Annotated in this window: 19 protein-coding genes; 7 read left to right on the plus strand and 12 right to left on the minus strand. The window is 66.7% G+C overall.

The genetic code is table 11. The annotated features are described in order from the left end of the window. Position 1 precedes the first annotated feature (1 nt). The 4 genes from fdhD to KW836_RS09670 are packed head-to-tail and all read right to left on the minus strand — an operon-like array spanning position 2 to position 5,874. On the minus strand, positions 2 to 823 hold the full coding sequence (fdhD, locus tag KW836_RS09655; RefSeq protein ID WP_218343098.1) for a formate dehydrogenase accessory sulfurtransferase FdhD: 822 nt from the start codon (positions 821 to 823) through the stop codon (positions 2 to 4). 26 nt (positions 824 to 849) lie between these two features. Next, a complete protein-coding gene (gene fdhF / locus KW836_RS09660) occupies positions 850 to 3,726 on the minus strand; it encodes a formate dehydrogenase subunit alpha (protein ID WP_218343099.1) in 2,877 nt (958 codons plus the stop codon). A gap of 13 nt (positions 3,727 to 3,739) precedes the next feature. Next, positions 3,740 to 5,320 carry an NADH-quinone oxidoreductase subunit NuoF gene (locus KW836_RS09665; RefSeq protein ID WP_218343100.1) on the minus strand — a complete coding sequence of 527 codons (1,581 nt, stop codon included), beginning with the start codon at positions 5,318 to 5,320 and terminating at the stop codon, positions 3,740 to 3,742. Then, the gene (locus KW836_RS09670) at positions 5,317 to 5,874 is read right to left on the minus strand and encodes a formate dehydrogenase subunit gamma (RefSeq protein ID WP_218343101.1); all 558 of its coding nucleotides are present in this window, start codon (positions 5,872 to 5,874) and stop codon (positions 5,317 to 5,319) included. Before KW836_RS09670 ends, KW836_RS09665 begins: the two co-directional genes overlap by 4 nt. Positions 5,875 to 6,032: 158 nt before the next feature. On the opposite strand from KW836_RS09670, the gene KW836_RS09675 reads away from it, so the two are divergent. From KW836_RS09675 to mobA, 3 genes are read left to right on the plus strand one after another with little or no spacing between them, the layout of a single operon-like run. Beyond that, complete coding sequence (locus KW836_RS09675; RefSeq protein ID WP_175124509.1) at positions 6,033 to 7,142, plus strand: substrate-binding domain-containing protein; 1,110 nt, start codon at positions 6,033 to 6,035, stop codon at positions 7,140 to 7,142. A 7-nt stretch (positions 7,143 to 7,149) separates the two neighbouring features. Beyond that, the gene (moaA, locus tag KW836_RS09680; RefSeq protein WP_218343102.1) at positions 7,150 to 8,250 is read left to right on the plus strand and encodes a GTP 3',8-cyclase MoaA; all 1,101 of its coding nucleotides are present in this window, start codon (positions 7,150 to 7,152) and stop codon (positions 8,248 to 8,250) included. Between the two features lie 7 nt (positions 8,251 to 8,257). Next, positions 8,258 to 8,878 carry a molybdenum cofactor guanylyltransferase MobA gene (gene mobA, locus KW836_RS09685; RefSeq protein WP_218343315.1) on the plus strand — a complete coding sequence of 207 codons (621 nt, stop codon included), beginning with the start codon at positions 8,258 to 8,260 and terminating at the stop codon, positions 8,876 to 8,878. Here the strand turns inward: mobA and glp are convergent. Genes glp through moaC form a run of 5 tightly spaced genes read right to left on the minus strand, consistent with a single transcriptional unit; the run spans position 8,863 to position 11,799 of the window. After that, positions 8,863 to 10,068 carry a gephyrin-like molybdotransferase Glp gene (gene glp / locus KW836_RS09690; RefSeq protein ID WP_175124511.1) on the minus strand — a complete coding sequence of 402 codons (1,206 nt, stop codon included), beginning with the start codon at positions 10,066 to 10,068 and terminating at the stop codon, positions 8,863 to 8,865. The two genes, mobA and glp, sit on opposite strands and share 16 nt — an antisense overlap. A gap of 5 nt (positions 10,069 to 10,073) precedes the next feature. Further along, a complete protein-coding gene (gene moaB, locus KW836_RS09695; protein WP_175137751.1) occupies positions 10,074 to 10,595 on the minus strand; it encodes a molybdenum cofactor biosynthesis protein B in 522 nt (173 codons plus the stop codon). After that, complete coding sequence (locus KW836_RS09700) at positions 10,592 to 11,074, minus strand: molybdenum cofactor biosynthesis protein MoaE (RefSeq protein ID WP_218343103.1); 483 nt, start codon at positions 11,072 to 11,074, stop codon at positions 10,592 to 10,594. The genes moaB and KW836_RS09700 overlap by 4 nt, the downstream gene beginning before the upstream one ends. A 4-nt stretch (positions 11,075 to 11,078) precedes the next feature. Beyond that, positions 11,079 to 11,330 (minus strand): MoaD/ThiS family protein, encoded by a 252-nt coding sequence (locus tag KW836_RS09705; protein ID WP_218343104.1) that lies wholly within the window; start codon positions 11,328 to 11,330, stop codon positions 11,079 to 11,081. Then, positions 11,311 to 11,799, minus strand: coding sequence for a cyclic pyranopterin monophosphate synthase MoaC (gene moaC, locus KW836_RS09710; RefSeq protein ID WP_175124515.1), 489 nt, complete (start codon positions 11,797 to 11,799; stop codon positions 11,311 to 11,313). The genes KW836_RS09705 and moaC overlap by 20 nt, the downstream gene beginning before the upstream one ends. Before the next feature lie 166 nt (positions 11,800 to 11,965). Here moaC and KW836_RS09715 point away from each other — a divergent pair, with 166 nt between their 5' ends. Together KW836_RS09715 and KW836_RS09720 are read left to right on the plus strand one after the other, a co-directional pair. After that, positions 11,966 to 15,655, plus strand: coding sequence for a DUF748 domain-containing protein (locus KW836_RS09715; protein WP_218343105.1), 3,690 nt, complete (start codon positions 11,966 to 11,968; stop codon positions 15,653 to 15,655). Between the two features lie 68 nt (positions 15,656 to 15,723). Beyond that, positions 15,724 to 16,605 carry a dienelactone hydrolase family protein gene (locus KW836_RS09720; RefSeq protein WP_191576051.1) on the plus strand — a complete coding sequence of 294 codons (882 nt, stop codon included), beginning with the start codon at positions 15,724 to 15,726 and terminating at the stop codon, positions 16,603 to 16,605. 400 nt (positions 16,606 to 17,005) lie between these two features. Here the strand turns inward: KW836_RS09720 and KW836_RS09725 are convergent, their stop codons facing one another. Beyond that, positions 17,006 to 17,428: a hypothetical protein gene (locus KW836_RS09725; RefSeq protein ID WP_218343106.1), complete on the minus strand. Its 423-nt coding sequence runs from the start codon at positions 17,426 to 17,428 to the stop codon at positions 17,006 to 17,008. A 247-nt stretch (positions 17,429 to 17,675) separates the two neighbouring features. Between KW836_RS09725 and KW836_RS09730 the strand changes: the two genes are divergently transcribed. Together KW836_RS09730 and KW836_RS09735 are read left to right on the plus strand one after the other, a co-directional pair. Next, on the plus strand, positions 17,676 to 18,179 hold the full coding sequence (locus tag KW836_RS09730) for a peroxiredoxin (protein ID WP_056326595.1): 504 nt from the start codon (positions 17,676 to 17,678) through the stop codon (positions 18,177 to 18,179). Between the two features lie 86 nt (positions 18,180 to 18,265). After that, on the plus strand, positions 18,266 to 19,828 hold the full coding sequence (locus KW836_RS09735; protein WP_218343107.1) for an MFS transporter: 1,563 nt from the start codon (positions 18,266 to 18,268) through the stop codon (positions 19,826 to 19,828). Between the two features lie 7 nt (positions 19,829 to 19,835). Here KW836_RS09735 and KW836_RS09740 read toward each other — a convergent pair whose 3' ends face one another. Both KW836_RS09740 and bioB read right to left on the minus strand, forming a co-directional pair. Then, positions 19,836 to 20,711 carry a DMT family transporter gene (locus KW836_RS09740; RefSeq protein WP_175138304.1) on the minus strand — a complete coding sequence of 292 codons (876 nt, stop codon included), beginning with the start codon at positions 20,709 to 20,711 and terminating at the stop codon, positions 19,836 to 19,838. Beyond that, positions 20,708 to 21,727 (minus strand): biotin synthase BioB, encoded by a 1,020-nt coding sequence (gene bioB / locus KW836_RS09745; protein ID WP_175138169.1) that lies wholly within the window; start codon positions 21,725 to 21,727, stop codon positions 20,708 to 20,710. The genes KW836_RS09740 and bioB overlap by 4 nt, the downstream gene beginning before the upstream one ends. Between the last annotated feature and the right edge of the window lie 96 nt (positions 21,728 to 21,823).

Genomic DNA, 21,823 nt, shown 5'->3' on the forward strand with positions numbered 1-21,823 from the left:
TTCAGGTAAGAATGCGTTCGGGGTGGGTGTAGATGGCGGCGTCGCCATCGCGCGTGAAGCCCAAGAGCGTCACGTTGGCGTCAGTGGCCAGGCGGATGGCCAGGGCGGTGGGGGCGGAGACCGAGGCCAGCACGGCGACGCCGGCGGCAGCGGTTTTCTGCACCATCTCGAAGCTGGCCCGGCTGGACACCACGACGATGCCGTCGCTGCCGTTGACCGCCTGGCGCGCCAACGCGCCGGCCAGCTTGTCCAGCGCGTTGTGGCGGCCCACGTCTTCGCGTACAAGAGCGACGGCGCCATCAGCGCCCGCCCAGCCCGCCGCGTGCGTGGCGCCGGTGATGTCGTGCAGCGTCTGGCGCGCGCGCATGTCGCGCATGGCGGCCAGCACGGCCTCGATGCGCACGGGTGCGCCGTTGGTCACCGGGGCCACCGGCCGCAGCACTTCGGGCAGGGTTTCGACACCGCACAGGCCGCAGCCGGTGCGTCCGGCCATGGCGCGGCGCCGCGTCTTCAGCTGCATTTCACAGGCGGACGAGATCTCCAGCTGCACGACGATGCCGCCGCATTGCGGCAGCAGGTCGATGCCGCGCACGTCGCTGACGCTGCCGATGATGCCTTCGGACAGCGAGAACCCCACGGCAAAGTCTTCCAGGTCCGCCGGCGTGGCCAGCATGGTGGCGTGGCTGATGCCGTTGTATTCCAGCGCCACCGGCGTTTCCTCGGCGACGTAGTCAGTCTCGGCGTCGGGGGCGATGGCCCCCGACCGCACGCGGATGACCTGGGTCGGCGTGCAGTCGGGGCGGGCGGTGGTCGGCGTAGGCATGGGATCCCTGGCGTGCTGGCTGTCGGTTACTTCCCGGTCAGCGCCGCCTCGGACTCGCGCGAGCGTTCGCGCAGGAGCTTTTGCTGGATATCCGCAAATCGCGACCATTGCCGCTGCCATTCCGACGGCTGCGACACGCGCGTCACCTGCACGGCCGTGACCTTGTACTCGGGGCAGTTGGTCGCCCAGTCGGAGCTGTCGGTGGTGACGACGTTGGCGCCGGACTCGGGAAAGTGGAACGTGGTGTATACCACGCCCGGCTGCACGCGGTCGGTCAGCGTGGCGCGCAGCACGGTTTCACCCGCGCGGCTCTGGATGCCGACCCAGTCGCCCTCGGCCACGCCTCTGTCTTCGGCGTCCTGCGGATGGATTTCCAGCACGTCCTCGCCGTGCCACATGACATTGGGCGTGCGGCGGGTCTGCGCGCCCACGTTGTACTGCGACAGGATGCGGCCGGTGGTCAACAGCAGCGGGAAGCGGCGCGTGCTGCGTTCATCGGTGGGCACGTACTTGGTGATCATGAAGCGGCCCTTGCCGCGCACGAACTGGTCGATGTGCATGATGGGCGTGCCGTCCGGCGCGTCGTCGTTGCACGGCCATTGCAGGCTGCCCAGCTTGTCGAGCTTGTCGTACGTGACGCCGGCGAACGTGGGCGTCAGCCGCGCGATCTCTTCCATGATCTCGCGCGGGTGCTTGTAGTTCATGGGGTAACCCAGCGCGTTGGACAGCGCCACGGTCACTTCCCAGTCGGACTTGCCGTTCTTGGGTTCCATCACCTTGCGCACCCGGGAAATGCGGCGCTCGGCATTGGTGAAGGTGCCGTCCTTTTCCAGGAACGAGGAACCCGGCAGGAACACGTGCGCGTACTTCGCGGTCTCGTTCAGGAACAGGTCCTGCACGACGATGCACTCCATCGCCGCCAGCGACGCCGCCACGTGCTGCGTGTTGGGATCGGACTGCACGATGTCCTCGCCCTGGCAGTACAGGCCCTTGAACGACCCGCCCAGCGCGGCTTCGAACATGTTGGGGATGCGCAGGCCGGGCTCGGGCTGCAGCGTGACGCCCCAGTCCTTTTCGAATTGCGCGCGCACGGTGTTGTCGGAGATGTGGCGGTAGCCGGGCAGTTCGTGCGGGAACGAGCCCATGTCGCACGAGCCCTGCACGTTGTTCTGGCCGCGCAGCGGATTGACCCCCACACCTTCGCGGCCGATGTTGCCGGTGGCCATCGCCAGGTTGGCGATCGCCATGACGGTGGTCGAACCCTGGCTGTGCTCCGTGACGCCCAGGCCGTAATAGATGGAGCCGTTGCCGCCGGTGGCAAACAGGCGCGCCGCGCCGCGCACCGCCTGCGCCGGCACGCCGGTGATTTCTTCCATGGCTTCCGGCGAGTTCTCGGGCAGCGAGACGAAATCGCGCCATTCCCGGAATGCCTTTTCCTCGCAGCGCTCGGCGACAAAGTCTTCGGCGATCAGGCCCTCGGTGTCGATGACGTGCGCCAGCGAGGACAGCAACGCGGTGTTGGTGCCGGGCCGCACCTGCAGGTGGAAGTCGGCCTTGATGTGAGGCGAGCTGACCAGCTCGATGCGGCGCGGATCGATGACGATGAGCCGCGCGCCTTCGCGCAGCCGCCGCTTCAGGCGCGAGGCGAACACCGGGTGCCCGCTGCTGGGGTTGGCGCCCATGACGATGACCACGTCGGTATGCATGACGGAGTCAAAGGTCTGCGTGCCCGCCGATTCGCCCAGCGTCTGCTTCAGGCCGTAGCCGGTGGGCGAATGGCAAACGCGCGCGCAGGTGTCGACGTTGTTCGTGCCGAAGGCGGCGCGCACCAGCTTTTGCACCAGCCACGTTTCTTCGTTGGTGCAGCGCGAGGACGTGATGCCGCCCACCGCGTCGCGTCCGTACTGGCTCTGGATGCGGCGGAACTCCGAGGCCGCGTAGTTGATGGCTTCGTCCCAGGACACTTCCTTCCAGGAATCCGTGATGTGCTTGCGGATCATGGGCTTGAGCACGCGTTCCTTGTGCGTGGCGTAGCCCCAGGCAAATCGTCCCTTCACGCAGGAATGGCCGCGGTTGGCCTGGCCGTCCTTCCAGGGGACCATGCGCACGACTTCCTGGCCCTTCATTTCGGCCTTGAAGCCGCAACCCACGCCGCAGTAGGCGCAGGTGGTGACGACCGAGTGCTCGGCCTGGCCCATCATGATGACGGTCTTTTCCTGCAGGGTGGACGTGGGGCAGGCCTGCACGCAGGCGCCGCAGGACACGCATTCGCTATCGAGGAAGGGCTGGTCCTGCCCGGCCGACACATGCGAATCGAACCCCTTGCCGGAGATCGTGAGCGCGAAGGTGCCCTGGGTTTCTTCGCAGGCGCGCACGCAGCGGTTGCAGACGATGCATTTGGACGCGTCGAAGGTGAAGTACGGGTTGGATTCGTCTTTTTCGGCCTTCAGGTGGTTGGTGCCCTCGTAGCCGTAGCGCACATTGCGCAGGCCCACCACGCCCGCCATGTCCTGCAGTTCGCAGTCGCCGTTGGCCGGACAGGTCAGGCAGTCGAGCGGATGGTCCGAAATGTACAGTTCCATCACGCCGCGCCGCAGGTCGTGCAGCTTGGGGGTTTCGGTAAAGACCACCATGCCGTTCTCGGCGGGCGTCGTACAGGACGCCGGATAGCCGCGGCGGCCTTCGATCTGCACCAGGCACAGGCGGCAGGAGCCGAAAGGTTCAAGGCTGTCGGTGGCGCAGAGCTTGGGGATGTTGATGCCCGCATCCGCGGCCGCGCGCATCAGCGACGTGCCTTCGGGGACGGTGATCTCCTGGCCGTCGATGGTCAGGGTGACGGTCTTTTCGGACACGCGCGCCGGCGTGCCCATGTCGCGATCGCGCTTGATGACGGTTTCTAGCATGGCGGTCTCGGGTTCAGGCCGCGTGGGCGGCAGACTGGGAGGACTCGATGCCGAAGTCCTGCGGAAAATGGTTCAGCGCGGACAGCACCGGGTAGGGCGCCATGCCCCCCAGCGCGCACAGCGAACCGCCAAGCATCGTGTCGCACAGGTCGCGAAGCAGATGCACCTGCTGCTCGCGCTGGTCGCGGCTTTGACCGCCAGCGGCGATCTTGTCGATGGTTTCCATGCCGCGCGTCGAACCGATGCGACAGGGCGTGCACTTGCCACAGGACTCGATGGCGCAGAACTCCATGGCGTAGCGCGCCATGCGCGCCATGTCCACGGTGTCGTCGAAGGCGACGAGGCCGCCGTGGCCGATCATGGCCGAGATCTGGATATAGGCTTCGTAGTCCAGCGGCACGTCCCATTGCGATTCGGGCAGATAGGCCCCCAGCGGACCGCCCACCTGCACCGCCCGCAGCGGCCTGCCGGACGCGCTGCCGCCGCCGAATTCATACAGCAGATCGCGCAGGCTGAGGCCAAATGCCTTTTCCACCAGCCCGCCTTGCTTCAGGTTGCCCGCCAACTGGAACGGCAGCGTGCCGTGCGAACGGCCCACGCCATAGTCGCGGTAGTACGCCGCGCCTTTGGCCAGGATGATCGGCACGGTGGCCAGCGAAATCACGTTGTTGATGACGGTGGGCTTGCCGAACAGACCGGAAATGGCCGGTAGCGGCGGTTTGGCTCGCACCACGCCGCGCTTGCCTTCCAGGCTTTCCAGCAGCGAGGTTTCTTCGCCGCAGATGTAGGCGCCGGCGCCCTTGCGCACTTCCAGGTCGAAGCGGCGGCCGCTGCCATGCACGTCGTTGCCCAGCCAGCCGACGCTGCGGGCGCGTTCGATGGCGGCTTCGAGCGTGGCGATGGCGTGCGGGTATTCGGACCGGACGTAGATGTAGCCGTATGTCGCACCCACCGCCAGCCCGGCGATGGTCATGCCTTCGATCAGGACGTACGGATCGCCTTCCATCAGCAGGCGGTCGGCAAACGTGCCCGAGTCGCCTTCGTCGGCGTTGCAGACGATGTACTTGGTGTCGCCGGGCGTGCCCGCCACGGTCTTCCATTTGATGCCGGTGGGGAACGCTGCGCCGCCGCGGCCGCGCAGACCGGATTCGACCATTTCGTCGACGATCTGGGCGGGCGCCATGGCCAGCGCGCGCTTCAGGCCTTGCAGCCCGCCATGCGCGGCGTAGTCCTGCAAGGACAGCGGATCGATCACGCCGACGCGGGCGAACGTCAGGCGCTCTTGATGCTTGAGGTAGGGAATTTCCTCGGTCAATCCCAGGCGCAGCGCGTGGTCGCCGCCCGTGAGCCAGCCGGCGTCGAACAGCGACGCCACGTCTTCCGGCTGCACCGGGCCGTAGGCGACGCGGCCTTGCGGCGTGGCGATTTCGACCAGCGGTTCCAGCCACAGCAGGCCGCGCGAGCCGTTGCGCACCACCTGCACGGACAGGCCGCGCTGGTCGGCCATGCGTTCGATGTCGCGGGCCACGGTGTCGGCGTCCATGGCCAGCGCCGCGGCGTCGCGCGGCACGTAGATGACGACCGGGGCGCTCATGGCGTGTCCTCCAGCGTGCGGGCCAGCAGGCGATCAAGCTTGGCTTCGGTGACGCGGGCGTGGGGCTGGCCGTCGATCATGACGGCGGGCGACTGCGCACACAGGCCCAGGCAATACACCGGCTCCAGCGTGAAGTTGCCGTCTGACGTGCTGCCGTGGAAGTCACAGCCCAGCGCGGTGCGCGCGTGGGCGGCCAGGCGTTCGCCGCCCATGGACTGACAGGCTTCGGCGCGGCAGACCTCGAGCGTGTGGCGCGCGGCCGGCTCGGTGCGGAAATGGGGGTAGAACGTGATGACGCCGTGGACTTCGGCGCGGGAGAGGTTCAGGGCCTCGGCGATGGTTTGCACCGCCTCGGCCGGAATACAGCCCAGTTCGTGCTGGACCGCGTGCAGCACCGGGAGCAGCGGGCCGGGCTGGTCTTGCAGCCGGGCAAGGATGCGGGCCGTGGCCGCGATGGCCGGGGTGGTGGATGCCTGGGCGGCGTCCAGGGCCAGCTTGCCGCCCCGGGCCCCACCGCTGGATGCCAGATCGGATTTTGCCTCGCGCAGGTGCACGTCGGTCTCCTCCTGTGTTGCGTGACCCCGTCAACGGGGGCTTATGTGGCGGTCGGACAAAAGCAAATTAATATGTTTAAAAAAACATATAAAACATCCATCCGCCGCGTTATTTGTGTACTCTAACGAGGTACTTGAACGCCTTCAATAAGAAATAAATGACATATAAGTTCCGAATCGGCCTGCGGCCGCAATGGACATTGGGCGGAGACGACGAGGCGACCCCCGTGCCGTTGCAGGACATGCTTGCGCTGCTGGCGGCCATCGACGCCACTGGCAACATCGCCGGCGCCTGTCGCGCGTGCGGGCTGTCGTACCGGCACGCCTGGGGCGTGTTGCGGCGCTTCGAGACGCTCTTTGGCACGCAACTTCTCATCACCAATCGCCGCCAGGGCACGCAGTTGTCGCCCTTTGCGGAGCGCCTGCTGTGGGCCAACCGGCGGATCGAGGCGCGGCTGATGCCCACGCTGGACAGCATGGCGTCCGAACTGCAAGAGGAACTTGAACGCCTGCTGCCCGAAAGCGGTCCTCACCTGCGCCTGCATGCCAGCCACGGCTTTGCAGTGGAATCGCTGATGCAGCACATGAGCGGCCGCACGCCCGGGCTGGAGCTGCGCTATCGCACTGCGATCGAGGCGCTGGCGTCGCTGGAACGGCACGAATGCGACCTGGCGGGTTTCCAGGTGCCGCTGGGCGATTTCGAATCCCCCATCATGGAACGCTACGCGCAGTGGCTGCATGCGGACGATTACATGCTGATCCATCTGGCCGTGCGCAACACGGGGCTGTTCGTCACCGCCGGCAATCCCAAGCAAATACGCGGCATGGCGGACCTGGCGCGCCGCGACGTGCGCTTCGTGAACCGGCAGATCGGTTCCAGCACGCGCTATCTGGTCGGCCTGATGCTGCAGCGCGCCGGCGTATCGATCGGCGAAGTGCAGGGCTACGAAACCAACGAATTCACCCACATGGCGATCGCCGCGCACATTGCCAGCGGCATGGCCGACACCGGGGTCGGCGTGGAGACGGCGGCCTGCCGATTCGGACTGGACTTCATCCCCTTGGTGCGCGAGCGGTATTTCTTCGCCATCCGCAAGGCGTCGTTGGACACGCCGGCCATGCAGGATCTGCTATCCATCATGCGCGGGCCGGACTATGTCGGTTACGTGGGCCAGCTCATCGGTTACGACGCCCGCGATACCGGCCGGCTGCAGACCCTGGACGAGGCGTTCCCCCGTGAACGCGCACCGCGATCCGCCGGGATATGATGTGCCAATGAGCAAAGTGATTTTCCTTGCCGATCACCGCGGCGCGCCGCTTTCCGTGCCGCCCGGGGAACTGCCGCCGCCCGGACAGCCCGCGTTGGACCAGCGCGCGCGTCCGCTGCGCGACCTGCGCATTTCCGTCACCGACCGCTGCAACTTCCGCTGCACCTACTGCATGCCGCGCGAGGTCTTCGACAGCAGCTACAGCTTCATGCCGCATTCGGCGCTGCTGTCCTTCGAGGAAATCAGCCGGCTGGCCGGCATCTTCACGCAGTTGGGCGTCGAAAAAATCCGCCTGACCGGCGGCGAGCCGCTGCTGCGCAAGCACATCGAAAACCTGGTTGGCATGCTGGCCGACCTGCGCACGCCGCAGGGCCGGCCGCTGGACCTGACGCTCACCACCAACGGCAGCGTCCTCGCGCGCAAGGCCGCCGCACTGAAAAGCGCCGGACTCACCCGCGTGACGGTCAGCCTGGATGCGCTGGATGCGGCCATGTTCCAGGGCATGAGCGACAGCGGCTTCACGCCGGACGACGTGCTGCGCGGCATCGATGCCGCGGCAGAGGCGGGCTTGGCGCCCGTCAAGGTCAACATGGTGGTGCGCAAGGGGCTGAACGACGGGCAGATCCTGCCGATGGCCGAGCGCTTCCGCCACAGCGGCCACATCCTGCGCTTCATCGAATACATGGACGTGGGCAACAGCAACGGCTGGAACCTCGACGAAGTGGTGCCGTCGCGCGAAGTCCTGGACCGCATCGGCGCGGTCTATCCGCTGGAACCCGTGGAATCCGTCGAAATGGGCCGCGTGGCCGAACGCTGGCGCTACGTGGACGGTGGCGGCGAGGTCGGGGTCATCTCCAGCGTCACGCACGCCTTCTGTGGCGGCTGTACGCGGGCCCGCCTGTCACCCGAAGGCAAGCTCTACATGTGCCTCTTCGCCCACGAAGGCCACGACCTGCGCGCCCCGTTGCGCGACGGCGCGTCGGACGAGGAAATGGCGCGCATCCTGGCGGGCATCTGGTCCGCGCGCGGCGACAACTATTCCGAACTGCGCGGCCAGAACATGGCTGACCCGTCGCGCAAGATCGAGATGAGCTACATCGGTGGCTGAATCGTCAATGGCGCGTGACGACGTGGCCGGATTGATCCTGGCTGGCGGCCAGGGCTCCCGCATGAACGGGCAGGACAAGGGGTTGGTCATCTTGCGCGGCGATCCGATGGCGGCTCACGTGGCGCGTCGTCTGGCGCCGCAGGTCGGACGCTTGATCATCAGCGCAAACCGGCATGCGCCGGCGTATGCGCAATACGGCGAGGTGGTGGCGGACGGTGCGTCTGAACTGGGCGACTGGCAAGGGCCGTTGATGGGAATTGCGGCGGCGCTGTCGTCGGTTTCCGTGCAAGATACGGCCGCGCCGCAGTGGCTGGTCGTATCTCCGTGCGACACCCCTTTCGTGCCAGCCGATCTGGCACAGCGCCTGATCGGCACGGCACTCGCCGCAGATGCGCCAATGGCCTATGCCGTCGCCCACGGCCAGCGGCATTCCGCCTGCATGGCGCTGCGCACGGCGCTGCTACCTGAATTGCTGACCTACCTGCGCGGTGGTGACCGCAAGGTCGGGCTGTGGCAGGCGAGGGCGGGCGCGGTTGAAGCGAATTTCGACGACGCGCCGCCGCATGCCTTCATGAACGTCAACACGCCAGAAGATCTGGCGCTGGCGGAACGCTACGCCAGCCAGTGACGCAGGTCGTAGTACGAGACCGTATCCCTGTCCTGCACGAGCACATCCGCCGGGAGGCGCGCCAAGCCAGTGGACCACGGCAATGAGCTGATCACGCCCGACCCCTGATGGCCGTAAGGCACGAGCTCGCTGCCGCCTTCGTCCGCCACGCGGCACTGCACGCGCAGGAATTCCTCGCGGCCATCCTGGCGCGGCTGCGCGGTGCGCAGCGGCAGTTGGCTGACCGGCGGGAAGATTTCTTCGCGGCCCTGCATGCGGCGCATCAGCGGCGTCACCAGCGTGGCAAAGACGGCATAGGCCGACACCGGATTGCCCGGCAGGCTGACCACGGGCTTGCCGTCGATTTGCGCCAGCGCCACCGGTTTGCCGGGCTTCATGCGCACCTTCCACAACGACAGCTCGCCGCCCAGCGCGGCCAGCGCCGGCTTGACCAGATCGCGCTCGCCAACCGACACGCCGCCCACGCTCAGCACCAGATCGCAATCGGCCAGCAGCGTCTTGAAAGCGGCCAGCAGGTCGGCCTCGGTATCGCGCGCATGCAGCACGTGGACGGGCAGCGCGCTCATGCCGCGCACCATCGCCGCCAGCATGGGGCCGTTGGAGTTGTAGATCTGTTCCGTGGCGCGCGGCTGCCCCGGCAGGACGAGTTCGTCGCCGGTGGTCAGGATGCCGACGCGAAGCTGACCGTAAACGGGCACGGTGGCCATGCCTTGCGAGGCCAGCAGTGCAACGTGCGCGGCCTGCAGCAGCGTACCTGCCGGCAGCAACGCGGCGCCTGCCATCGTGTCCTCGCCGCGGCGGCGGATGTGCTGGCCCGGGCGCGGCTCGCGCGAAATCTGCACATGGTTGTCGGCTTCGGTCGTGTCTTCCTGCATGACGACTACATCGGCGCCCGCGGGAATCACGCTGCCGGTGAACAGGCGAATGGCTTGGCCGGGCTTGAGCGGCTCGGGCACGTCGCCGGCGTAGCAGCGCTGCTGGATCGGCAGTCGCGCTTCCGGACTCCAGTCGGCCAGGCGCAGCGCATAGCCGTCCATGGCGCTGTTGTCGGCCGGCGGAATGTCCACCGTGGCGTCAAGATGGGTGGCGAGCACCCGGCCGCTGGCATTCGCCAGGTCGACGTGCTCGGTGCGTTGGAGGGGGGCGGCGGCGTTGGCCAGCAGGGTCTGAGCTTGATCGAAATCCAGCATGGGTGTCAGGCTTCTTCTTCGTGATTCTTGAATTGCGAGGCGAAATTGCAGGGGCGGTGGCCACTGTCGAGCTGCTCGCGCAGGATCTTCGTCCAGGCGGTCTCGCAAGCGTTGTTCGAGCCGGGCAGGCAGAAGATCAGCGTCTGGTTGGCCGACCCCGCGAACGCGCGCGACTGGATCGTGGAGCTGCCGATCTCGGTGTAGGAGATCTGGCGGAAGAGTTCGCCGAAACCCGGAATCTCGCGGTCCAGCAGCGGCAGGATGGCCTGCGGCGTGTGATCGCGATGCGAAAAGCCCGTGCCGCCGGTGGTCAGAATGACCTGCACTTCCGGGTCGGCGATCCAGTCGCTGATGACGCGGCGGATCTGGTAGATGTCGTCGCGCACGATGTCGCGCCGCACGCACTGATGACCGGCCTGCGCCAGGCTGTTCGCCAGCAGGTTGCCGGACGTGTCATCGCCCGCGCTGCGGGTGTCGCTGATCGTCAGTACGCCGCAGCCCAACGGGACCGGGATGGCTTCGCTCATGGATTCTCCTTTTTGTCGGGAGTGTCTTCGTCCCAGGCGTCCGTGCGGTCCTGGTCGGATTGGCGCTGTTCCACCCAGAAGCTGTCGCCGCCCGCCAGGGTTTCGCGCTTCCAGAAGGGTGCGCGCGTCTTGAGCGCGTCGATGATGAATTCGCAGCCGCGGAAGGCGTCGCCGCGATGGGCGCTGGCCGCCGCCACGTACACGATCTGCGCGTTGCGGTGCAGCGCGCCGACGCGGTGGACGATGACCGTGCCGGCCAGATTCCAGCGCGCGCGGGCGGTGGCGGCAATGTCTTCGAGCTCGCGCTCGCACATGCCCGGATAGTGTTCAAGAAACAGCGTGTCGGTGGGCGTGTCCGGCGCATAGTCGCGCACGTAGCCCACGAATGTGACGATGCCGCCCACGCCGGGGCCGGCGGATTCCCGCAGCGCGGCGGTAAGCGCCGCGCTGTCAAAGTCGGCTTCCTGGACGCGGATCATGGCGTCAGCCTCCGGTGACCGGTTCGAACACCGCGACTTCGTCGCCGGCGCGGATAGCGGCGGTGGGCTTGGCGTGCGTCTGGTTGATGGCCAGCTTCAGGCGCGTGGCCGGTTCCAGCTGGGGATAGCGTTGGCCCAGCTCGGCCAGCAATTGCGCGCCGGTGGATTCGCCCTGCACGGGCCAGGTTTCGGTGCGCTTGCCGACCAGTTCGGCCACGCGCGCGAAGTACAGCAGATTAATCGTTGCGCCATTCACCGCTTTTACCTCCCGCCTTGTACTTAAGGCGAACTTGTTCGATCACGATGCCTTTGTCGGCCGCCTTGCACATGTCGTAGATGGTCAGCGCGGCCACGCTGCACGCCATCATGGCTTCCATCTCGACGCCCGTCTTGTAGCTGGTGCGGCAGGTGGACAGGATGTCGATGCGATGCTCGGCGTCGTTCAGGGCGAATTCCACGCCGACGAACGACAGCGGCAGGCTGTGACACAGAGGGATCATGTCGGCGCAGCGTTTGGCGGCCAGGATGGCGGCCACGCGCGCCGTGTTCAGGACCTCTCCCTTGCCTTGGCCCGGCTGGGTCAGCAGGCCATAGGCCACGGCGTTCATGCGGATGCTGGCGGCGGCGACCGCCACGCGCTCGGTGTCCGTCTTGGCGATGACGTCGACCATGCGGACCTGGCCGGCTTCGTCCAGGTGACTCAAGGTGGGGGTGGTCTCGGACATGGAAATCGGGATCAAGAATTGTTAATGAATGAAAAGAGCGGGGCCGGGCAAGCCGGCCGGGTCCGCTGTTCCGCCTATGATAGACGAGCAGTAAAGGGGGCGCGATAATCGCGCCTGCAGTCAGTGGAAGGTTGGATCGCCTTCAATATGTATCAGGAGACTTTCAATGCCCGTGCGGATGCCCAAGCTACGGTTCACCCGACGCGCCGGCAAGATTCTCCTGGGTATTGTGGCGTTCGTGCTGATTCTGTTTGGCGTTGCGGCCTGGCAAGTGCCAAAGGTGCTGCACGGCGTCCTGACTGACGATGTCTCGAAGATGATCGGCCGCGACGTTTCCGTCGGCAAGATCACCTTCAATCCCTTCACGCTGACCGTCCGCGCGCAAGACCTGGCCGTGGCGCAGCCCGGCGCGCAGACGCCGTTGCTGACCTTGGCCGAACTGGATGCCAGCGCATCGTGGACATCGCTGTTCTGGTTTGCACCGGTGGTCGATCGTCTGACGCTGCGGCAGCCTACCATCGCCATCGTTCGCGAAGACGTCCTGCGCTTCAATTTCTCTGACATAGAACAACGCGTCGCCGAATTGGCCGCCGCCAAGCCTGACGAGCCGCCCAAGCCGGACGAAGGCCTGCCGCGTTTTTCACTGAACAACATGGTGATCGAGAACGGCACGATCACGCTGGACGACAAGGTTACCGGCCGCAAGCAGGTTGTCGACGAGTTCGCCATCGGCATCCCGTTCATCTCGACCTTCGGCTATGCCACCGACATCGACGTGCAGCCGCGCCTGCACCTGCGCATCAATGGCAGTCCGTTCGACCTGACCGGCGTGGCGCGTCCGTTCGACGTGGTGCCTTCATCCACCTTGCGCGTGGCCTTTGACGGCCTGCAACTGGAAAAGTGGGCGGACGTCTGGCCCATGCCGCTGCCGTTCAAGGTCGAGAGCGCGCTGCTGGATTCGAACCTGCAGGTCGTTTTCGAACAACCCAAGGACGCGCCGCCCAAGATCCGCGTCGTTGGCGACCTGGGACTGCGCCGTCTGGACGTGCGCGATCCGTCCGGCGGCAATCTGGCCGCATGGAGCGCCCTGACCGTCAGCCGGCTGGAACTGGAGCCGATCGCGCGGCAGGTGTATATCGGCGAGGTCGGGCTGTGGGCGCCGCAGATCCATGTGCGGCGTCATGCGAATGAGCACTTGAACTGGCAGGATGTCGTCGCCGGGCTGAAGGCGCTGGGCGGCGTGGAGCCGACCGCCACGCCTGTCCGCGATGAAATGCGCAAGGCCAGCGGGCTGAAGCCGCTGGCTGCGGGCGGGGCGCCCGCGTCGGCGGGGACACCTGCCGCGGCAGGTGCGCAGGCGCCGGGTACGCAATCGCCTTCGACCCCGGCCCCCGTCGCCAAGGCAGACGCGGGGACGGGGTCAACGGCGCAAGCGCCCACCGGACCAGCGTCAGGCGCGCCACGCCCCGCTGACCCGGCCGGCACTGCCCCGACGGCTGGCGCTACCCCGACGGCTGGCGCTGCCCCGGCCGCCGACACTGCCGCCGCTAGCGCGCCCACCCCCGCACCGGCCGAATGGCAAGTCACCCTCGACGCCTTCAACCTCCACGAAGGCGAGGTCTACGTCACCGACGCGGTCAGCAAGCTCGACTACGTGATGACCGGCTTGGCCGCCACTGTTGAAGGCGTCGAACTGCCGCAGCAGCCGGACCGGCCCATCAACCTGTGGCTGACCATGGACAACAGCACCGATGGCGGCTGGCTGCGCGCCAAAGGGCCGCTCGTCATCAATCCGCTGTCGCTCGACATGAACGTGCGCCTGGGCAATGTGGCGCTCGCGCCGTTGGCGCCCGCCGTGCGCAGCGCTGCGCCGATCAGCCTGCTTGACGGCCGACTGGGCGCCACCGCGCAGGTCCACGTGCGCGAAAAAGGCGGCGCGATCGACGCATCCGCCACCACCGTGCAAGCCGACCTGACACAGTTCAAGGCCCGTGACGAATCGCTCAAGCCCGCGCTCGACATCGCAATGCAGTCCTTGCGCATCACCGCCGACCGCCTCGCCATGGGCCCCGGCCAAAGCAACTTCACCCTGGCCGCTGCAGGCATCCAGGGCGACGGCAAGCTGGACCTCAAAGGCGTCTTCACCCCACAGCCGCTTACCCTCAAGACCGCCGTCGACCTCTCCGGCCTGAACGTCGCCAGCTTCGCGCCGTACTTCGCCTCCAGCCTGAACGCCACCGTCCGCGCCGTCACGCTGGGCGCCAAGGGCAACGCCGAATTCATCGCCGCCGCCGGCAACGCCCCGATGAAGGCCGTCTGGAAGGGCGCCGTCGACGTCACCGACCTGGATCTGCAAGACCGCGTCAACAAGGACGACTTCCTGAACTGGAAGCGCCTGGGCTTCACCGGCATGGACATCTCCGTGGCGGGCGACAAGATCGGCGCCAAACTGGGCGACATCGCGCTCGAAGACTTCTACGGCCGCATCCTGCTCAATGCGCAAGGCCGGCTCAACGTCATGGACCTGGTGGCCGCGCCTGGACAGGCCGGCGGCTCCATCACGCAGGACACGCAGACCCCAGGCCGCAGCGCCGATACACCCGCCGCGCCGCCTGCACCCGCGGCGCCTGCGCCGTCCGCCAAGGGCAGCCGGGCAAGCGCCATGCCGGACATCTCGGTCAACAGCGTCACGCTGACTCGCGGACGCATGACCTTCACCGACCGCTTCGTCAAACCCAACTACGTCGCCGAGCTGTCCAGCATCGAAGGCGGCATCACCGCCGTCTCTTCCACCAACCCGCAGCCCGCCAAGGTCAAGGTCACGGGGCGGGTCTACACCACCGCGCCGCTCTCCATCAGCGGCGTCGTGCAGCCCTTCGCCCAATACCTGACCCTGGACCTCAAGGCGTCCGCCAAGGGCGTCGACCTGCCACGCTTCAACACTTATTCGGCCAAGTACGTCGGCTACCCCATCAAGCGCGGCAAGCTCTCGGTAGACCTGGAATACAAGATCAAGAACCGCGCCTTGCAGGCCACCAACCACGTCGTGCTCAACCAGCTCACCTTCGGCGACAAGACCAACAGCCCCGACGCCACCAAGCTACCCGTGCTGCTGGCCGTCGCGCTGCTCAAGGACTCGCGCGGCAACATCGACATCAACCTGCCTATCTCCGGCTCGCTCGACGACCCCGAGTTCTCGGTCGGCGGCATCGTCGTGCGCGTGCTGATGAACCTGGTCGTCAAAGCCGTGACCTCGCCCTTCAGCCTGCTCGCGTCCGCGTTCGGCGGGGGCGAAGAACTGTCCTACGTCGAATTCGCGCCCGGCAGCGCCGTTCTCACCAAAGACACGATCCAGCGCATCGATACCCTTACCAAGGCGCTCACCGACCGCCCGGCCCTCAAGATGGACATCAGCGGCCGCGCCGACCCCAAGACCGACTCGGAAGGCCTGCGCCAGGCCTGGGTCGACGCCCAGATCCGCGCCGCCAAGGCCGCCGACGTCGCCCCGCGCGGCAAGAAGCCCGACCCCAAGGGTGTCACGGTCTCCGCCGCCGAACGTGCCAAGTACCTCGAAGACGTCTACGATGACGCAGACCTCAAGGACAAACCGCGCAATTTCATCGGCATGGCCAAGTCGGTGCCGGCCGCACAGATGGAAGCAATGCTCCGCGCGGCCGCCCCGGTCGGCGAGGATCAACTGCGCCAACTGGCTGATGCCCGGGCGCAGGCGGTATATGAGAAGTTGCAAGCCCAGGAAGGACTCGCGGATCGCGTGTTCATCGTTGCGCCGCAGCTGGACGCCGATGACATCAAGGACGAGGGGCAACCCTCACGCGTGGACTTCTCCCTGAAGTGAACTCGGCAGGCCAGGGCAGGGACGCGAGGCGCGTCCCGCCGTGCCCGTCTTTTACCAGGAGATTTTCGATGAAAGACCAGGACGACGCGCATTTCGACAGCCTGCTCCCGCCCTTGCGGCTGGACCGGCGAGGCTTCCTTGCCACCACCGCGGCGGCAGGTTTCTCGCTGGCAGCAGGCCCCGTGGTGGCGCAAACCGCCATCACCACGGACGCCAAGGGCCTCGTGGCCGGCAGGATCGAAATCCCCACCTCCGACGGCAAGATCCCCGCGTTCCGCGCCGCGCCGGATGGCAAGAAGAACCTGCCCACGATCATCGTCGTCCAGGAAATCTTCGGCGTGCACGAATACATCCAGGACGTCTGCCGGCGCCTCGCCCACCAGGGCTACCTCGCCATCGCGCCGGAACTCTATGCGCGCCAGGGCGACCCGTCCAAGTACACCGAAATCCCCAAACTGCAGGCCGAAATCGTCAGCAAGGTCCCCGACAAACAGGTCATCGCCGACCTGGACGCCACCGCCGCCTGGGCCGCCGCCAACGGCGGCAACCCCGACCGTCTGGGCATCCTGGGCTTCTGCTGGGGCGGCCGCCAGGTCTGGCTCTACGCAGCCCACAACCCCAAACTCAAGGCCGGCGCCGCCTGGTACGGCCAGTTGGCGGGTGACCCCACCGAACTGAAACCCAAGTCGGCCCTGGCCATCGTCAACGACCTGAAGGCCCCGGTGCTTGGCGCCTACGGCGGCAAGGACGCCGGCATCTCCCAAGCCGACGTCGACCGCATGCGCGTCGAACTCGCCAAGGGCTCCGCGGCCGCCAAGGCGTCTCGCATCGACATCTACCCCGAAGCCGGTCATGCGTTCCACGCCGACTATCGTCCTTCGTACCGCAAGGCGGAAGCCGAACAGGCGTGGACGCGGATGCTGGACTGGTTCAAGCAAAACGGGCTGTAAAAGACCCAAGCCCGCGGGCAAAGCTCCCTACACGCGCAGCGGCAACACGCCGACGCAAGACACTGCGTAAGCCCCCGAAGGCCGCCCGCGCGGCCGACCGGGGGCGGGCACCGTAAGATCTTCCATCACGCACCACCCGTGAGAAGAACCTCAAGAACCCAACCCGGCCCGACGACCGCAAAGATTCAAAGATGCAGCCTGGTGTGCCGGCCGCCTGGGGTGCGCGGGGCGTCGATAAGCCCGAGGGAATCTGAAGGAATCGCCGAAGGCGGTGACGAAGATGACGACGGGGCAGTCCGGAGCGAAGGCTCCGGACCGCAATCGTGGCCCCGCGCACCCCAGGTGGCCGGCGCGCCGGGCGTCTAAAGAACTCAAATCACGCCGCACAAGAACCAAAGCCCTACCGTGCCTTCTCCCCCGGCAGCCCATCACTAACCTCCGCCAGCGCCCGTTTCATGTCCTCATACTTCATCACCCGCTCGCTCTGAAACCCGCCCAGCACCCCCCGGCACCCATCCACCCCAGACCGCTTCATCTCCTCCATCATCGTCGTCCCATCGGCCTGCCCCTTTGCAAACGCAGAATCGAAGCCGCCCGTCGGGAATCCATATTCCTCGGCATAGCGTGTGAGATTCTTCCGAGCCGTCTCCTGATGCTGCGCCAGGTCAGGCTCTGAAGCCCCGCAAGCACGCGCCGCGCCATTGGACGCGCCAGCGGCGATAACGAAAGAGTCGTATTGGGCCTGCTCAGCCGCATCGGGAGCCGCCCACGCCGGGGCAGCAGCGGCTAGCGTCAATGCCAGCCCGGTAAGGAATTTGCGCATCGAAAGTCTCCCGGTGAAGCCCTCCGCAGCGGTCAGCCTCTCGCGGCTGCGGCGGGCGTTGTCTACCACGGCATTATGGCAATCGCGCGTTTCCTCGCCGTGTACTCGCCGTGTGGAGTCGTTTCGAACTGTTCATCTTCTTTTCGCCTTCCGCCAAAGGCAGCAAGCCGGGCGCGCTCGAACTATGATGGGGGCTGTGAGGCAGTCCTGCCTCAATGCATTGCCCCCTTTCATTCTGGAGATCTACATGACGATCAAAGTCGGCGACCGCGTGCCCGATGGCACGTTGACCGAATTCATCGAAACCGAAACCGCCGGCTGCTCGCTCGGTCCCAACGCGTTCCAGGTCGCCGACCTGACCCGCGGCAAGACCATTGCGCTGTTTGCCGTGCCGGGCGCCTTCACGCCCACCTGCTCGGCCAAGCATCTGCCCGGCTACGTCGAACAGGCCGCTGCCCTCAAGGCCAAGGGCATCGACGAAATCTGGTGCGTGTCCGTCAACGACGCCTTCGTCATGGGCGCCTGGGGACGCGAACAGAAGACCGACGGCAAAGTCCGCATGCTGGCCGACGGCTCCGCGCTGTGGACCAAGGAACTCGGCCTGGAACTGGACCTCGTCCAGCGCGGCATGGGCGTGCGCTCGCAGCGCTACTCCGCCCTGATCGTCGACGGCGTTGTGAAGCAACTGAACGTGGAAGCGCCTGGCAAGTTTGAAGTCAGCGACGCGGCCACCATGCTCTCGCAAGCCTGATCCCCGCAGGTTCCTGTTTTACCCCCAGTGTTGCGGGCCGCCCAGGCGGCCCGCGGCGCTGAAAGCCAGCAGCGGTTGTCGACGCCATGCTCTCCACGATCTCATCGTTTTCGTCGCTTTATTTTGCGACCTTGCTGATGCTTATCGGCACGGGTCTCTTCAACACCTACATGGGCCTGCGGCTGACCGCCCAGTCCGTTAGCGAAGTGTGGATCGGCACCTTGATCGCCGGCTACTACCTCGGGCTCGTGTGCGGCGCGCGGCTTGGGCACAAGCTCATCATCCGCGTCGGCCACATCCGCGCGTTCGTCGCCTGCGCGGCCATTGCCACCAGCATGATCCTGGCGCAAACGCTGGTCGAATCCATGCCCCTGTGGCTGGTGTTCCGCATCGTCTCCGGCATCGTCATGGTGACCGAGTTCATGGTCATCGAAAGCTGGCTCAACGAACAGACCGAAAACCACCAGCGCGGCCGCGTTTTCTCCGTCTACATGGTCGTCTCCGGCCTGGGCACCGTGCTTGGCCAGTTGGCCCTCACTGCCTACGCCACGCTGGACCTGCGCCCGCTTACCCTGGTCGCGATGTGCCTCGTGCTGTGCCTGGTGCCGCTTGCCGTCACGGCCCGGTCCCACCCGCCGACGCCGCTGCCCGCGCCGCTGGACGTAAAGTTCTTCATGCGGCGCGTGCCGCTGTCCATGACCGTGCTCTTCGTGGCGGGCAATCTGTCCGGCGCGTTCTACGGCCTGGCCGCGGTGTATGGCGCCAAGAATGGCCTGTCCACATCGCAGGCCGCCATCTTCGTCGCCGCCGCCGTGACGGCGGGTCTGTTGTCGCAGTGGCCGATGGGCTGGCTGTCCGACCGCATCAACCGCGCCGGCCTCATCCGCTTCAACGCGTTGTTGCTGGTCCTGCTGCCTGCCGTCATGTGGGGCTGGATCGCGTTGCCGTTCTGGGCGCTGGTCGCCATGTCCTGCGTCTTCGGCATCCTGCAGTTCACGCTGTACCCGTTGGGCGCGGCCTTTGCCAATGACCACGTCGAATCAGAAAGGCGTGTCAGCCTGTCGGCGGTGTTGCTGATGACCTATGGCCTGGGCGCCTGTGTGGGGCCGATGATCGCGGGCTTCATGATGTCGCTGGGCGGACCCGCCATGTATTACGTGTTCATCTCGGCGTGCGCCGTGATTCTGGTCTGGCAGGTGCGGCCCACACGCGTCACCGGCGCGCACCAGGTCGACGAGGCGCCGACGCATTTCGTACCGATGCCCGACACGCTGCAAAGCTCGCCCGCGGCGGCGGTGCTGGATCCGCGGGTGGATCCCGAGAACGACATCGCCATGGAAATGGTGCAGCCGGATCCTTCCGCGGCGCCCGCGCCGCCGGAGCCGGTGGCCGAGGCCGCATCGGTGGATTCGGCGGCGGGGCAGGGCGGAATGGATGAGACGGCGGATACGGCTGCGGGAGCGGGAGGCGCGATGCCGGATTCGATGTTGGACCAGACACCAGACCGTGTATCGGGCTCCGCATCGACTGCCGCATTGGACGCTGCATCGACCGCAGCATCAACCGTCGCATCGACCGCCACATCGGACTCCACATCGGACGCCGCATCAGACGCGCACCCCGAACGCCAGCGCCGCACCGGCACCTGAAGCGCCCCTACCAGGGCGTCATCAGCAAAATGGCGGACAACGCCAGCGCAATGCCCAGCACGTTCACACGCGTGAGCGGTTCACGGAACGCCAGGGCGCCCACCAGGGTGCCCAGCGTGATCACTCCCATGTTCATCGACGCGAAAACCAGCGCGGGGTGTTCGGGCAGCGACTGGTGCGCGCGCACGTAGGTCAGGATATTGCCGAAGTTGGCCAGCCCCAGCGCCACGCCCGCGGCCAGATGCCGCGCCTGCCAGCGCACGCGGCGCCACAACAGATACGCAAGCATCAGCGCGCCCGCCATCAGGAACGTCAGCAACAGGCTGCCCGCAAATGCAGTCCCCGTGCGGGCAACCTGCTTGAACAGGATGTCGATCACGCCATACCCCGCCCAGACCACCAGCGGCCACATCCACATCGCGCGCCGGTCCTCGGCCGCCGTGGCTTCGGATAAACGAATGCGCGGCGGTTGGCGTAGCAGGCAGAAGAGGGCGGCGAAGGCCAGCGCGATGGCCGCCAATTTGCGTCCCGTGACCGGTTCGCCGAACAGCGCGAACGCGGCCAGCAGCGGAATGAACAGCGACAGGCGCTGCGCGGCGTCGCTGCGCACGATGCCGGCATGCCGCAACGCTGCCGCCATCGCCAAAAAGACGCTCGGCAGCAGCACGCCCAGCGCGGCCAGCACCAGCCAGGGCGTTTGCGGCGCCAGCAGGCGCGCCGGATCGGGGCGCAGTACCAGCCAGCAGAGCAGGGCGGCCACGGCGTAGTTCATGGCGATCGCCTGGCGCACGTCGATCTGCCAACGCCGCGCCAGCTTGAGCATCACGGCGACCGTGACGCTGCAGGCTACGCTGGCCGCCAGATACAGAAGACCGGGCGTCAACGGCATGCCGCCTCCTCATGGCGGTCGTGCGCGGCGGCGTCGACCCGCATGCCCAATCGGTCGAGCAGGCGCTGGTCGGCCGCCATCTGCGGATTGGCGGTGGTCAGCAGCGCGTCGCCGTAGAACATGGAATTGGCGCCCGCCAGAAAGCACAGCGCCTGCATCGCATCGTCCATCGTCTCGCGCCCGGCCGACAGCCGAACGGCGGCGCGCGGCATTGCAATGCGCGCCACGGCGATGGTGCGCACGAACTCGAAGGGATCGAGGGCTTCGACATCGGACAACGGCGTGCCTTCCACCTGCACCAGGTTGTTGATCGGCACGGACTCGGGATAAGGCTCCATGCTGGCGAGCTGGGCGATCAGGCCGGCGCGTTCGCGGCGCGATTCGCCCATGCCCACGATGCCGCCGCAGCACACGCTGATGCCGGCGTCGCGCACGCGGTCCAGCGTGTCCAGGCGGTCCTGGTACGTGCGCGTGGAGATGATCTTGCCGTAGAACTCCGGCGAGGTATCCAGGTTGTGGTTGTAGTAGTCCAGGCCCGCGTTCTTCAATTGCTCGGCCTGGCCGTCCCGCAACATGCCCAGCGTCACGCAGGTCTCCAGGCCCAGCGCCTTGACCGCGCTGACCATCTCGGCCACGGCGTCCAGGTGATGCGGCTTGGGACTGCGCCACGCGGCGCCCATGCAGAAGCGCTGCGCGCCGCCGGCCTGCGCCGCGCAGGCCGCGGCGACCACGTCTTCCAGCGGCATCAGCTTGTCGGCGTCCACGCCGGTGTCGTAGTGCGAGGACTGCGGACAATACGCGCAGTCTTCGGGACAGCCGCCAGTCTTGATCGACAGCAGGCTCGACAACTGGATGACGTTCGGATCGAAATGGGCGCGATGTGTCTGCTGCGCCCGGTGCATCAAGTCCATGAACGGCAGCTCGTAGAGCGCCATGATGGCGTCGGCGCTCCAGGCCGAGGCCGGCAGGCGCTTGGGCGATGTCGGGACGGGAATATACGCAGTCTGCATGGTCGGTGGCTCCTTCGTTCGTGCCGGGGATCTCGCCGCTGGCCTGATGGCCTGGGCTGGATCGGCGGATCGTAAGAAGGGGCGGCCTATTCGCGC

This window comes from Achromobacter sp. ACM05 (assembly GCF_019218915.1).
Classification (GTDB): domain Bacteria; phylum Pseudomonadota; class Gammaproteobacteria; order Burkholderiales; family Burkholderiaceae_B; genus Achromobacter; species Achromobacter animicus.